Source organism: Kitasatospora sp. NPDC004531 (assembly GCF_053602195.1).
On record NZ_JBSGDD010000132.1, the window covers coordinates 1 to 13,457 of the forward strand.

At 72.7% G+C, this 13,457-nt stretch carries 12 protein-coding genes and 1 tRNA gene; 10 read left to right on the forward strand and 3 right to left on the reverse strand.

The window, feature by feature from the left end; translation table 11 throughout:
• Window positions 1-337 (reverse strand): TetR/AcrR family transcriptional regulator (locus tag ACWEMJ_RS31680; protein ID WP_452140579.1); only part of this gene is annotated, 337 nt, incomplete at its 3' end.
• A 129-nt stretch (window positions 338-466) separates the two neighbouring features.
• On the opposite strand from ACWEMJ_RS31680, the gene ACWEMJ_RS31685 reads away from it, so the two are divergent.
• The 5 genes from ACWEMJ_RS31685 to ACWEMJ_RS31705 all read left to right on the forward strand — a co-directional run bounded on the left by ACWEMJ_RS31685 (window position 467) and on the right by ACWEMJ_RS31705 (window position 6,552).
• On the forward strand, window positions 467-1,117 hold the full coding sequence (locus ACWEMJ_RS31685) for a rhomboid-like protein (protein WP_452140580.1): 651 nt from the start codon (window positions 467-469) through the stop codon (window positions 1,115-1,117).
• Between the two features lie 56 nt (window positions 1,118-1,173).
• The gene (locus tag ACWEMJ_RS31690; protein WP_452140581.1) at window positions 1,174-2,886 is read left to right on the forward strand and encodes a DUF885 domain-containing protein; all 1,713 of its coding nucleotides are present in this window, start codon (window positions 1,174-1,176) and stop codon (window positions 2,884-2,886) included.
• 174 nt (window positions 2,887-3,060) lie between these two features.
• A complete protein-coding gene (locus ACWEMJ_RS31695) occupies window positions 3,061-4,557 on the forward strand; it encodes an MFS transporter (protein ID WP_452140582.1) in 1,497 nt (498 codons plus the stop codon).
• Between the two features lie 209 nt (window positions 4,558-4,766).
• The gene (locus ACWEMJ_RS31700) at window positions 4,767-5,744 is read left to right on the forward strand and encodes a trypsin-like serine peptidase (RefSeq protein WP_452140583.1); all 978 of its coding nucleotides are present in this window, start codon (window positions 4,767-4,769) and stop codon (window positions 5,742-5,744) included.
• A gap of 67 nt (window positions 5,745-5,811) precedes the next feature.
• The gene (locus ACWEMJ_RS31705) at window positions 5,812-6,552 is read left to right on the forward strand and encodes a hypothetical protein (protein WP_452140584.1); all 741 of its coding nucleotides are present in this window, start codon (window positions 5,812-5,814) and stop codon (window positions 6,550-6,552) included.
• Window positions 6,553-6,559: 7 nt separating this feature from the next.
• On the opposite strand, the gene ACWEMJ_RS31710 is transcribed toward ACWEMJ_RS31705, so the two are convergent.
• Window positions 6,560-6,838: a hypothetical protein gene (locus tag ACWEMJ_RS31710; RefSeq protein ID WP_452140585.1), complete on the reverse strand. Its 279-nt coding sequence runs from the start codon at window positions 6,836-6,838 to the stop codon at window positions 6,560-6,562.
• A gap of 36 nt (window positions 6,839-6,874) precedes the next feature.
• Window positions 6,875-6,946 (reverse strand) — tRNA-Arg (locus ACWEMJ_RS31715).
• Between the two features lie 167 nt (window positions 6,947-7,113).
• Between ACWEMJ_RS31715 and ACWEMJ_RS31720 the strand changes: the two genes are divergently transcribed.
• The 5 genes from ACWEMJ_RS31720 to thrC all read left to right on the forward strand — a co-directional run bounded on the left by ACWEMJ_RS31720 (window position 7,114) and on the right by thrC (window position 13,410).
• On the forward strand, window positions 7,114-7,623 hold the full coding sequence (locus ACWEMJ_RS31720; protein ID WP_452140586.1) for a response regulator: 510 nt from the start codon (window positions 7,114-7,116) through the stop codon (window positions 7,621-7,623).
• A gap of 117 nt (window positions 7,624-7,740) precedes the next feature.
• Entirely contained in the window at window positions 7,741-9,396 is a 1,656-nt protein-coding gene (gene argS, locus ACWEMJ_RS31725; RefSeq protein ID WP_452140587.1) for an arginine--tRNA ligase, read from the forward strand.
• Between the two features lie 91 nt (window positions 9,397-9,487).
• Window positions 9,488-10,879 (forward strand): diaminopimelate decarboxylase, encoded by a 1,392-nt coding sequence (gene lysA / locus ACWEMJ_RS31730; protein WP_452140588.1) that lies wholly within the window; start codon window positions 9,488-9,490, stop codon window positions 10,877-10,879.
• A gap of 132 nt (window positions 10,880-11,011) precedes the next feature.
• Window positions 11,012-12,304: a homoserine dehydrogenase gene (locus ACWEMJ_RS31735; protein ID WP_452140589.1), complete on the forward strand. Its 1,293-nt coding sequence runs from the start codon at window positions 11,012-11,014 to the stop codon at window positions 12,302-12,304.
• Window positions 12,305-12,312: 8 nt separating this feature from the next.
• Window positions 12,313-13,410: a threonine synthase gene (thrC, locus tag ACWEMJ_RS31740; protein ID WP_452140590.1), complete on the forward strand. Its 1,098-nt coding sequence runs from the start codon at window positions 12,313-12,315 to the stop codon at window positions 13,408-13,410.
• Window positions 13,411-13,457 lie beyond the last annotated feature (47 nt).

A 13,457-nucleotide genomic window follows, 5' to 3' on the forward strand; every position in this document is an offset into this window, starting at 1 on the left:
ATTCAGATCTGTCTATATGAGATTTGGTTTTGTGTGTCTGGAGTTCTGTGGTGTGCTGTTCCGTTCTGTGGGTGTAGCGGTCGGTGAGTTCGGAGGCGGCGCGGCGCAGCGCCGCCTCGTACAACTGCTGCTTGCCGCCCGCGAAGTAGCGGTAGACGAGCGGGCGGGAGGCGCCGGCGGCCTCGGCGACGTCGTCGAGCGAGACGTCCTCGGGCGGGCGGGCGGCGAACAGTTCCAGGGCGACGGCGATGAGTTGCTCGCGTCGCTGCTGGACGGGCAGTCGGCGGTAGCCGGTGCGTCGGGGGCGCTCCGCCGCGGGGGAGGGGGTGGCTGCCATGGGTGTCAGGGTAGTCGCCGGGCGGGCCCCCGCCGGGTGCCGCCGACCGGCGGGTTCCTGCGGGGCGGGGCGGCGGCGCGACCGCAGACTGTGACAGGTCAGCTGCGGAACGCGACGAGGAGCGGCCTGGTGCGGTGGGTACGGGCGGTGGGGCGGTGGATCGGCAGGTCCCCGGGGACGTACGGGTGGCTGCTGTTGCTCGCGGTCACCAGCTTCGTGGTGGCCCGGAAGGATCCGGCCGCGCTGCACTTCTTCCTGGAGCAGCGGTCCACCAACATCGACCGGTTGACGTCGCGTCCGGTGCACGCCCTGCTGGCCAGTCTGATCTGGACCGAGCAGGCGAACTTCCCGTTCTACTTCGTGATGTTCCACGTCTTCCACGTCCCCGCCGAACGCTGGCTCGGCACCCGCCGCTGGCTGACCGTGGCGCTGACCGCGCACGTGCTGGCGACGTTGATCAGCCAGGGCGTGGTCGCCTGGGGCGTGCGCCACCAGGTGCTGCCGATGAACATGGCGTACACCGTGGACGTCGGGGTGTCGTACGCGCTGGCGGGGGTGGAGGGCGTGCTGACGTACGGCCTGGCCGGGGCGTGGCGGTGGGTGTACGGCTGCGGGCTGGTGGTGTTCTACCTGGTGCCGCTGCTGGTCTCGCACACGTTCACCGACCTGGGGCACTTCTGCGCGGCGCTGATCGGACTGGCGTTCTTCCCGATCACCCGCGGCCGGCCGGTCTGGGATCCGGGGCGTGCGGTGCGCCGGCTGCGCTCGGCACGCGGTTGACGTGATCACCGCCGAAGAGGGCTTGAATTCGCCCCGGGCTGCGACAGGATGGCCCGATGGCTCATGAACTGAACGATCGTCACGTCGACGGCCCCACCCCGCGCCGGATCGCCGATTCCTACGTCCACGCCCTCGCCGACCTGGACCCGCTGACCGCGGTCTACCTCGGCCTCAACCCGGAGGACGACCGGCTGACCGACCTCTCCCCGGCGGGCACCGACGCCGTCGCCGCCCTGGCCCGCCGCACCCTCGCCGAGCTGGACGCGCTGGAGGCGTCCGGCCCGGTCGAGGACGAGGCCGAGCGCCGCTGCGCCCGGCTGCTGCGCGAGCGGCTGACCGCGGAGCTGGCCGTGCACGACGCGGGCGAGGACTTCCGGTCCGTCCGCAACCTGGGCTCGCCGGTGCACAACACCCGCGAGGTCTTCACCCTGCTGCCCACCGACACCGACCAGGACTGGCTGCGGCTGGGCCGCCGCCTGGCCCGCTTCCCGGAGGCGATGGCCCAGTACCGGCAGACCCTGGAGGAGGGCGTGCGGCGCGGCCTGCTCTCGGCGCCGCGCCAAGTGGACACCTTGGTGGGCCAGTTCGCCGAGTGGATCGACTCCGAGCAGCCGGGCGGCTGGTTCGGCGAGCTGGTCGCCCCCGCGCCCGAGCACCTGCGCGAGCAGCTGACCGCCCACGCGGTGGCGGCCACCGCCGCCCTGGTCGAGCTCCGCGACTGGCTCCGCGACGTGTACGGCCCGGCCGCCCAGGGCACCCCCGACGCGGTCGGCCGCGAGCGCTACGCCCGCTGGGTGCGCTACTGGACGGGCGCCGACCTCGACGTGGACGAGGCGTACCGCTGGGCGTGGGAGCAGTTCCACGACCTGGACGCGCAGATGCGGGCCGAGGCGCAGAAGGTGCTGCCCGGGGCGACCCCGATGCAGGCGATGACGTGGCTGGAGACCGACGGTCCGGCGATCCGCGGCGAGCAGCAGGTGCGGGAGTACCTGCAGGGCCTGATGGACCGGGCGATGAACGACCTGCAGGGCGTCCACTTCGACCTGGCCGACCCGCTGCTGAAGGTCGAGTCGCGGATCGCGCCGCCCGGCAGCGCCGCCGCCCCCTACTACACCCGGCCGTCGCTGGACTTCTCCCGCCCCGGCCGGACCTGGCTGCCCACCCTGGGCCGGGACGCGTTCCCGGAGTGGGACCTGGTCTCCACCTGGTACCACGAGGGCGTCCCCGGCCACCACCTGCAGCTCGCGCAGTGGACGTACGTGGCGGACCGGCTCTCCACCTACCAGGTCACCCTGGGCGGCGTCAGCGCCAACATGGAGGGCTGGGCGCTCTACGCGGAGCGCCTGATGGACGAGCTGGGGTACCTGACCGACCCCGGCCACCGCCTCGGCTACCTGAACGCGCAGATGATGCGCGCGCTGCGGGTGATCGTGGACATCGGCATGCACGCCGAGCTGGACTTCCCCGCCGGCTCGCCGTTCGCGGCCGGCGAGCCGATGCGGCCGGAGCGCGCCCGCGAGTTCTTCGGCGCGTACTGCGGCCTGTCCGCCGAGTTCCTGGACAGCGAGCTGGTCCGCTACCTGGGCCTGCCCGGCCAGGCGATCGGCTACAAGCTCGGCGAGCGGGCCTGGCTGAGCGGCCGCGCCGCCGCCCGGGCGGCCGCCGAGGCGCGCGGCGAGGAGTTCGACCTCAAGGCGTGGCACATGGCGGCGCTGTCGGCGGGCTCGCTGGGCCTGGACGAACTGGTCACGGAGTTGAGCGCGCTGTAACCGCAGAAGCGTCCCGGGTGGCCGAGCGGCCGGGCACCCGGGCCTGCCGTCCCAAAAGATGACAAAACCGAACGAGCCGCCTTGCCGGTGACAGCCCCGGGCGTTTGGCTGGAGAGAGCGCCGTGCGCGCGACCCAGGCCCCCAACTCCCGATTCGGCGGAAGGCGGTCCTCCGGTGACCTCCCAGCACGCCCCCGACACCCAGCAGGCCGACCCGCGCCGCTGGTGGGCCCTGGCGGTCATCGCCATCGCCCAGCTGATGATCGTCCTGGACGCGACGATCGTGAACATCGCCCTCCCGTCCGCCCAGCACGACCTGGGCATCTCCAACGCCAACCGGCAGTGGGTGATCACCGCCTACACGCTGGCCTTCGGCGGCCTGCTGCTGCTCGGCGGCCGGATCGGCGACCTCTTCGGACGCAAACGCACCTTCATCGTCGGCCTGCTCGGCTTCGCGCTGGCCTCCTGCCTCGGCGGCTTCGCCACCACCGGCGGCATGCTGTTCGCCGCCCGCGCCCTGCAGGGCGCCTTCGGCGCGCTGCTCGCCCCGTCCGCGCTGTCCCTGCTGTCCATCACCTTCCGCGACCCGCGCGAACGCGCCACCGCGTTCGGCGTCTTCGGCGCACTGGCCGGCGGCGGCGCGGCGATCGGCCTGATCACCGGCGGCCTGCTCACCGAGTACCTCAGCTGGCGCTGGTGCCTGTACGTCAACGGCCCGATCGCCCTCGTCACCGCGATCGGCGCCTACTACCTGCTGCGCCGCGACCACATCGACCGCTCCCACCGGGTCCGGCTCGACCTGCCCGGCGCGGTGCTCGGCTGCGGCGGCCTGCTGCTGATCGTCTACGGCACCTCCGAGGCCGTCGGCCGCGGCTGGGGCGACTGGCTGGTGCTCACCTCGCTCAGCGTCGGCGTCGCCCTGCTCGCCGTGTTCGCCCTGGTCGAGCGGCGCACCCCGCACGCCCTGCTGCCGATGCACCTGATCCGCGAACGCAACCGGGCCGGCGGCGCGCTCTCCGTCGGCCTCGCCGTGATCGCCATGTACGGCCTGTTCCTGTTCCTGACGTACTACCTGCAGATCATCAAGGGCTTCTCGCCGATCCGGGCCGGCGTCTCCTTCCTCCCGATGACCGCCGCGATCATCCTCAGCTCGGCCGGCCTCGGCTCCCGCCTGATGACCCGCGTCCCCACCCGCGCGCTGATGGTCCCCGGCCTGCTGATCGGCGCCGGCGGCATGGCCTGGCTCACCCAGCTGCGGGTGGACAGCTCGTACGCCGGCCTGGTGCTGCCCGCCGAGATCCTGCTCGGCATCGGCCTCGGCCTGGTCTTCATGCCCGCCATCAGCCTGGCCACCCTGGGCGTCGCCCCGCAGGAGACCGGCGCCGCCTCCGCCATCATCAACAGCGCCCAGCAGGTGGGCGGTTCGATCGGCACCGCACTGCTCAACACCATCGCCGCCAGCGTCACCGCCACCTACCTGGCCACCCGCAACCCCACCGACCCGCTGGTCCAGGCCCAGGGCGCGGTGCACGGCTACGCGGTCGCCACCGCCGTCGCGATGGGCATCCTGCTGCTCGCCGCCGTGGTCGCGTTCCTGATGATCGACCACCGCCCCGCCCCCGGCGAGGCCGAGGGCAGAGCCGCCGAGACCGAGGCCGAAGCGGTGGCCTGACCCGAACACGCCCCGTGCCGCCGACCCCCACCCGGCCCCGACCATGAGACCCTGCTGTCCGCCACCGGAAATCTCACGAGTCTCCCAGCCAGGAATCACGGCATTTCCAGCTCGGCCACGCATATTCGAGACAGCTCGGGTCAACCGGTGTCCGCGCCACCACGACGCGGACACCGGAGGGACCTTCCGGTCGGGAGGAACAGGGCAGCATGGGACGGCACAGCAAGCACCGCAAGCGTCGTACGCTGCGCCCGGTCGCCCTCACCTCGGTGCTCGCCGTCGGCGTGGTCGGTGCGATAGCCGCCGCCGGGATCTACTCCGTCCACCTGCGCGACGCCCCGCGCCGGCAGCCCAGCTCGGACAGCGTCGCGGCGGCCGGCCCGATCGCCGCGCCCGCGCCCGTCCTCAGCGCCGCCCCGAGCCCGAGCCCGAGCCCGAGCACGGACGGCGGTGCGAGCGAGGCGGCCGGCCCGCTGAACGCCGACCGGCCCAGCGACGCCCCCTCCGGCCCGACCCGGCAGATCCCCCCGTTCGCGCCGCCGGACGTCAGACTCGGCGTCACCGGGAACGCCCCGCTGAACACCGAGTCGGTGCGGGTCGGCGCGCTGTTCAACGGCGACGCCGCACCCGGCAACCACTTCTGCACCGCCAGCGTCATCGACAGCCCCGGACGGAACCTGATCCTCACCGCCGCGCACTGCGTCTCCGGCACCAGCGGCATCACCTTCGCCCCCGGCTACCACGACGGGCAGTCCCCGTTCGGGACCTGGCAGGTCACCAAGGTCTACACCGCCGACGGCTGGCAGGACGACGAAGACCCCGACGAGGACTTCGCCGTGCTCGCCGTCGCCCCCCGCAACGGCATGCGGATCGAGGACGTGGTCGGCGGCAACCCGCTCGGCACCAACGCCGCCTGGACCGTCCAGGCCCGGCTGTACGGCTACCCCAACGGCGCCGAGAAGCCGATCCTGTGCACCAACACCACCAGCCGCCAGGACACCTTCCAACGCCGCATCGACTGCCCGTCCTTCCCCAACGGCACCAGCGGCGGCCCGTTCATCGACGCCGCCACCGGCCAGGTGATCGGCGTCATCGGCGGCTACCAGCAGGGCGGCGACACCGACGACACCTCCTACAGCGCCTACTTCGACCACACCGTCGCCGACCTGGTCACCAAGGCGGCCTGAGCACCCCTGGAAACCCCGCCCGCCGTCACCCACAATGGGCCGACGACGCACACGAGGGGGAGGCGCGGTGTTCCGCCGCTGGTGGTTCCTGAAACTCGCGGGGCCCGCCCCGACAACCGCACCCCGCCCGAGCCGCCGCGAGATCCGCGAGCGCAACGCCCTGGTGCTGGGGGAGTGGGAAGCCCTCCGGGACCGGCTGCGCGAACTCGCCGCCGAGCGGGTCACCGCGGCCGGCGCGGTCTTCCGGGCCGCCGAACTCCAGCTCCCCGCCGAGGAGTCGGCCGCCCGCCGCGCCTACCAGTGGGCCCTGGAGGCGTACGAGGCGGCCGGCCGACTGCTCGACCACGCCGACCACCCCGACACCGACCTGCCCGACCTGGCCGCCGCCGTGGTGCTCGCCGAACAGGCCGTCGAACGCCTCGCCGCCGCCCACCTGCTGCACGCCGGACAGCGGCCCGGCCCGCTCGCCGTCCGCTGCTACTACAACCCGCTGCACGGCCCCGCCGAGCCGACCGGGAACCGCAGGTCCCGCCGGCGCACCCGCACCGTCGCCCGCGAGGCCGCCGCCGAGCGCCACCCCGCCTGCCACGGCTGCCGCGCCGCGATCCTGGCCGGCCAGACCCCCGACGTCCTGCCCGCGCTGCTCCCCGCCAAGGCCGCCCCCGGCCACAAGGGCCCCGTCCTGGTCCCCTACTTCGCCGTCCCCCGCCAGTGGTCCCCCTGGTCCACCACCGCCTGCGGCGCCTACGACCCCACCACCCCGTCCCTCGTCCTGCGCGGCGCCCACCACCGCCACCCGCCGCACTGACCCGCCGTCAGCCCCCGGCGCCGCAGCCGAGGCGGGCGGCCTCCTGCTGGGCCTCGCCGCGCGGGTACCCGACGAACCGGCCGGGTCGGCCGACGCCGATGACCGGGTTCCCGGGGTACGGCCCCAGCACCGCGCCGAACTCCGGCAGACCGGCGTGCGGCGCCTCGTGGACGAAGATCTCGTACGCGCGTCGGGCGTCCGCCTCACCCGCGCTCGACGTCGCGGCCGTGGTGAGCGACCCGGGACGGACCGACCCGGCCCGGAACACGAAGAAGGCCCAAGCCACTTGGGCTTGAGCCTCGTTCACGCACTTGCTGCGAAGTGCCCCCGGTAGGATTCGAACCTACGCACCCGCCTCCGGAGGGCGGTGCTCTATCCCCTGAGCTACGGGGGCCCTGGGTGATCTGGGTGATCGCCCGGCCTTGCGGGGAAAACACTACCAGGGAAACTCCGTGCTCCGTGCACGGGTTTCCGGGGAGCGGCGGACGGGCCGTCAGTGGGCGACCGGCAAGTAACCGAAAGGCCGGACGGGCGGGGCGGGGCGCGGCTACCCTCGGTGAGGTGGCGGCGACGTCGGGGCGGGTCCTCGTGGTGGACGACAGCGAGGTGATCCGCCGGCTGATCAGGGTCAACCTGGAGCTGGAGGGCTTCGAGGTGGTGACCGCCGCCGACGGTGCCGAATGCCTGGAGGTGGTCCGGGCCGTCGCGCCGGACGTGGTGACCCTGGACGTGGTGATGCCCCGGCTGGACGGGCTGCGCACGGCGGCCCGGCTGCGCGCCGCGTGGGAGACCGCGCACCTGCCGATCGCGATCGTGAGCGCCTGCACCCCCGCGGACCTGGAGCGCGGCGAGTCGGTGGGGGTGGACGGCTACCTGGCGAAGCCGTTCGACCCGGCGGACCTGATCGCGCTGGTGCACCGGCTGCGCGCGCTGCACCGCCCGGCCGCGCCCGGCGGCGGCAGGCGTTTCGCGTACGACTTCGGCGGCGCCGGCCTCGATCGCGCCGCCCGAAATTTCGCCCTCGGCGAACACGCGCAGGAACTTGTTCCGCCGGACGAGTCACGCCCGTGAGATGTGCCCGTCTGCGGCGCTCTCCGACGAGACGAAGCACACCGGGCGGCCCGACGCGCATCCCGTCCGGCAAACCGAGTGGCGGGCGACCACCCCGTCTCGCCTAGGCTTGGCCCCGTGACACCCGCAGAACTCTCCCAGGCAGTCCAGGCCGCCGTCAGCGCCGCCGTCCAGGCCGGCGAGCTGACCGTCGACGTGCCCGCGCACGTGACGGTCGAGCGGCCCAAGAACAGGGACCACGGCGACTACGCCACCAACGTGGCCCTCCAGCTCGCGAAGCCGGCCGGCAGGCCGCCGCGAGCCGTCGCGGAGATCCTGTCCGCCCGCCTGCGAGAGATCACCGGCGTCGCCAAGGTCGACATCGCCGGTCCGGGCTTCCTGAACATCACGCTGGACGCCGCCACCCAGGGCGAGCTGGCGCGCACCATCGTCGAGGCCGGCCAGGCGTACGGCCGCAACGAGGCGCTCAAGGGCCTGAAGATCAACCTGGAGTTCGTCTCGGCGAACCCGACCGGCCCGATCCACATCGGCGGCGTCCGCTGGGCCGCCGTCGGCGACTCGCTGGCGCGTGTCCTGAAGGCGTCCGGCGCCGAGGTGTCCACCGAGTACTACCTCAACGACGCCGGCGTGCAGATCACCAAGTTCGCCAAGTCGCTGAAGGCCGCCGCCAACGGGCAGCCGGTACCGGACGACGGCTACGTCGGCGAGTACATCAACGACATCGCCAAGGCCGTCACCGAGGGCATGCCCGGCATCCTGGAGCTGCCGGAGGACGAGCAGCTGCAGGCCTTCCGCACCGAGGGCCTGAAGCTGATGGTCGCCGAGATCCAGCGCTCCATGGCCGAGTTCGGGGTGCACTTCGACACCTGGTTCTCCGAGAAGTCGCTGCACGACTCCGGCGCCGTCGGCCGGGCCATCGAGCGGCTGCGCGAGCAGGGCCACGTCTTCGACCGGGACGGCGCGATCTGGCTGCGCACCACCGACTTCGGCGACGACAAGGACCGCGTCCTGATCAAGGCCGACGGCGAGACCACCTACTTCGCCGCCGACGCCGCCTACTACCTGAGCAAGCGGGACCGCGGCGCGGAGGTCTCGGTCTACATGCTCGGCGCCGACCACCACGGCTACGTCAACCGCCTCAAGGCCATCGCGGCCTGCGCCGGCGACGACATGGACCGCAACATCGAGGTGATGATCGGCCAGTTCGTGAAGATGCTGCGCGACGGCAAGGAGGTCCGCCTCTCCAAGCGCGCCGGCAACATCATCACGATCGACGACGTGATCGACTGGATCGGCGTGGACGCCGCCCGCTACATGCTGGTGCGCCAGTCCACCGACTCCACCATCACCATCGACATCGACGTGGTCACCAGCCAGACCGCCGAGAACCCGGTCTTCTACGTGCAGTACGCGCACGCCCGGATGTGCTCCGTGCAGCGCAACGCCGTGGAGAAGGGCATCGAGCGCGGCGCGGACTTCAAACCGGAGCTGCTGAGCACCGAGTGGGAGAACAACCTGCTCGGCCAGCTCGGCGAGTTCCCGCGGGTGCTGGCCAAGGCCGGCGAGCTGCGCGAGCCGCACCACGTCGCCACGTACCTGGAGCAGCTGGCCCGCGCCTACCACCGCTTCTACGACAACTGCCAGATCCTGCCGAAGGGCGACGAGGAGGTCACCGACCTCACGCACGCCCGCCTCTGGCTCGCCGACGCCACGCGAACGACGCTCGCCAACGGCCTCGGCCTGCTGGGCGTCTCGGCGCCCGAGCGGATGTAACGCACCACAACCCCCAAGCGCAGCGGGGGCGGCCGACCGGTCGACGGAGACCGGTCGCCGCCCCTTGCCATAGGCCGAGGAAGTACCTCACATGTCTCGCTCCGCACACCCCGCAGGCCCCCGGCACGGCGACGTGCTGCCCGAGGGCCACTACCAGGCCCCGCCCGCCGACCTGAACGCCCTCGACCCGAAGGTCTGGTCGCGCACCGTCACCCGCGACGCGGACGGCGTCGCCACCGTCGGCGGCATCGACGTCCGCACCCTGGCCGCCGAGTTCGGCACCCCCGCGTACGTGCTGGACGAGGCCGACTTCCGGGCCCGCGCCCGCGCCTGGCGGGACGCCTTCGGCACCGAAGCGGACGTGTACTACGCCGGCAAGGCGTTCCTGTCCAAGGCCGTGGTGCGCTGGCTGCACGAGGAGGGCCTCAACGTCGACGTGTGCTCCTCCGGCGAGCTGCGGGTGGCGCTGGCGGCCGGCATGCCGGGCGAGCGGATCGCACTGCACGGCAACAACAAGTCGGTGCACGAGCTGGAGCAGGCCGTGAAGGCCGGCGTCGGACACATCGTGGTCGACTCCTTCCAGGAGATCGACCGCCTGGCGGAGATCGCCGAGGCGCAGGGCGTCCGCCAGCCGGTGCTGATCCGGATCACCGTCGGCGTCGAGGCGCACACCCACGAGTTCATCGCCACCGCGCACGAGGACCAGAAGTTCGGCCTGTCGCTGTCCGGCGGCCTGGCCGCCGAGGCGGTCCGCCGGGTGCTGGCCAAGCCCTCCCTGGAGCTGCGCGGCATCCACTCGCACATCGGCTCGCAGATCTTCGACTTCGCCGGATTCGAGGTCGCCGCCCGCCGGGTGGTCGGCCTGCTCGCCGAGGTCCGCGACGAGCACGGCGTCGAACTGCCGGAGATCGACCTCGGCGGCGGCCTCGGCATCGCCTACACCCCCGACGACGACCCGCGCGAGCCCGCCGAGATCGCCGCCTCGCTCGGCGAGATCGTCCGACGCGAGTGCGCCGCGGCGCAGTTGACGGCCCCTCGGATCTCGGTGGAGCCCGGCCGGGCGATCGTCGGCCCGACCGCGTTCACGCTGTACGAGGTCGGCACCGTCAAGCGGCTGGAGGGCCTGCGCACCTACGTCAGCGTGGACGGCGGCATGTCCGACAACATCCGCACCGCGCTGTACGACGCCGAGTACTCGGTGGCGCTGGTCTCCCGCACCAGCGAGGCCGAGCCGATGCTGGTCCGGGTGGTCGGCAAGCACTGCGAGTCCGGCGACATCGTGGTCCGGGACGCTTTCCTGCCCGCCGATCTGGCCCCCGGCGACCTGATCGCGGTGCCCGCCACCGGCGCCTACTGCCGGTCCATGGCGAGCAACTACAACCACGCCCTCAAGCCCCCCGTGCTGGCCGTCGCCGACGGCGCCGCCCGGGTCATCGTCCGCCGCGAGACGGAAGAGGATCTCCTGCGCCTCGATATCGGCTGACGAAATTTTCGTCTCAGAACGTGGACCGGCCGTAGATCCGTGCGGAAAGTCCCGGAGACTGGTACGGACAGGAAAACCCCCGGGGACACCGAATCGCCCCGCCGGGGACCGAAGAATGCAGAGCGGAGTCGGATGATGCGTACGCGCCCGCTGAAGGTGGCGTTGCTGGGCTGTGGTGTGGTGGGCTCCGAGGTGGCGCGCATCATGACGACGACGGCCGACGACCTCGCCGCGCGCATCGGCGCCCCGGTGGAGCTCGCGGGCATCGCGGTCCGGCGGGCCGGGCGCCCCCGCCCCGGGGTGCCCGAGCACCTGCTCACCACCGACGCCGAGGCCCTCGTCGGCCGCGACGACATCGACGTGGTGATCGAGGTCGTCGGCGGCATCGAGCCGTCCAAATCGCTGATCCTGCAAGCCTTCCGGGGCGGCGCCTCGGTGGTCTCCGCCAACAAGGCGCTGCTCGCCAAGGACGGCGCCGAACTGCACGCCGCGGCCGCCGAGGCCGGCGTCGACCTCTACTACGAGGCCGCCGTGGCCGGCGCCATTCCGCTGCTGCGTCCGCTGCGCGAGTCGCTGGCCGGCGACAAGGTGAACCGGGTGCTGGGCATCGTCAACGGCACCACCAACTTCATCCTCGACAAGATGGACACCACCGGCGCCGGGTACTCCGAGGCGCTGGAGGAGGCCACCGCGCTGGGCTACGCCGAGGCCGACCCGACCGCCGACGTGGAGGGCTTCGACGCCGCCGCCAAGGCCGCCATCCTGGCCGGCATCGCCTTCCACACCAAGGTGACCGCCGCCGACGTCTACCGCGAGGGCATCACCGAGGTCACCGCCGCCGACATCGCCTCCGCCAAGCAGATGGGCTGCGTGGTCAAGCTGCTGGCGATCTGCGAGCGCTCCGCCGACGGCGCCTCGGTCACCGCCCGGGTGCACCCGGCGATGATCCCGCTCAGCCACCCGCTGGCCTCCGTCCGGGAGGCCTACAACGCGGTCTTCGTCGAGGCCGAGGCGGCCGGCCGGCTGATGTTCTACGGCCCCGGCGCGGGCGGCTCGCCGACCGCCTCCGCGGTCCTCGGCGACCTGGTCGCGGTCTGCCGCAACAAGGTCAACGGCACCACCGGCCCCGGCGACTCGGTCTACGCCCAGCTGCCCGCCAAGCCGATGGACGAGGTCGTCACCCGCTACCACGTCAGCCTCGACGTGGACGACCGGGCCGGCGTGCTCGCCCAGGTCGCCTCGGTCTTCGCCGAGCACGGCGTCTCCATCGACACCGTCCGCCAGCAGGGCCGCGACGGCGACGCCGCGCTCGTTGTGGTCACCCACCGCGCCACCGACGCCGCCCTGTCGGCGACGGTCGACAAGCTCCGCGCACTGGACAGCGTGCGCGACGTGGCCAGCATCATGCGGGTCGAAGGGGAGTAAGAGGAACCATGAACGCCCTTACCGGAAACGCTGCCCGAGGCACCCGCACCCACCAGTGGCGCGGCCTCATCGAGGAGTACCGCGACCGCCTCCCGGTCACCGACGCCACCCCCGTCGTCACCCTGCTGGAGGGCGGCACGCCGCTCGTCCCCGCCCAGGTGCTCTCCGAGCGCACCGGCTGCGAGGTCTACCTCAAGGTCGAGGGCGCCAACCCGACCGGCTCCTTCAAGGACCGCGGGATGACCATGGCCATCTCCAAGGCCAAGGAGGACGGCGCCCAGGCCGTCATCTGCGCCTCCACCGGCAACACCTCCGCCTCCGCCGCCGCCTACGCGGTCCGGGCCGGCATGGTCTCCGCCGTGCTCGTCCCGCAGGGCAAGATCGCCCTCGGCAAGATGGGCCAGGCGCTGGTGCACGGCGCCAAGATCCTCCAGGTGGACGGCAACTTCGACGACTGCCTCACGCTCGCCCGCGAACTCTCCGAGAAGTACCCGGTCGCCCTGGTCAACTCGGTCAACCCGGTGCGCATCGAGGGCCAGAAGACCGCCGCCTTCGAGATCGTCGACATGCTCGGCGACGCCCCCGACATCCACGTCCTCCCGGTCGGCAACGCCGGCAACATCACCGCCTACTGGCGCGGCTACCGCGAGTACGCGGCCGACGGCCTCTCCTCGAAGACCCCCCGCATGTGGGGCTTCCAGGCCTCCGGCTCCGCCCCCATCGTGGACGGCGCCCCGGTGCTCAAGCCGCAGACCATCGCCACCGCGATCCGGATCGGCAACCCCGCCTCCTGGGACTACGCGCTCGCCGCCCGGGACGAGTCCGGCGGCCTCATCGACAAGGTGACGGACCGCCAGATCCTGTCCGCGTACCGCCTGTTGGCCGCGCAGGAGGGCGTCTTCGTGGAGCCCGCCTCCGCCGCCTCGGTGGCCGGCCTGCTCGCCAAGGCCGAGGCCGGACTGGTCGACCCCGGCCAGCGGATCGTCTGCACCGTCACCGGCAACGGCCTCAAGGACCCGGATTGGGCGGTGGCCGGCGCACCCCAGCCGCAGATCGTCCCGATCGACCCCGAGACGGCCGCCCGCCGCCTCGGCCTGCTGGACTGACCCCGCGTCAAGACGGCGAGCGGCGGACCGGATCCGGTCCGCCGCTC

What these genes read in the sequence shown, in the direction of transcription:
- ACWEMJ_RS31690 (WP_452140581.1), top strand. Translation starts at nt 1,174, where the DNA reads ATGGCTCATGAACTGAACGATCGTCACGTCGACGGCCCCACCCCGCGC.
- ACWEMJ_RS31700 (WP_452140583.1), top strand. Translation starts at nt 4,767, where the DNA reads ATGGGACGGCACAGCAAGCACCGCAAGCGTCGTACGCTGCGCCCGGTC.
- lysA (WP_452140588.1), top strand. Translation starts at nt 9,488, where the DNA reads ATGTCTCGCTCCGCACACCCCGCAGGCCCCCGGCACGGCGACGTGCTG.
- ACWEMJ_RS31735 (WP_452140589.1), top strand. Translation starts at nt 11,012, where the DNA reads ATGATGCGTACGCGCCCGCTGAAGGTGGCGTTGCTGGGCTGTGGTGTG.
- thrC (WP_452140590.1), top strand. Translation starts at nt 12,313, where the DNA reads ATGAACGCCCTTACCGGAAACGCTGCCCGAGGCACCCGCACCCACCAG.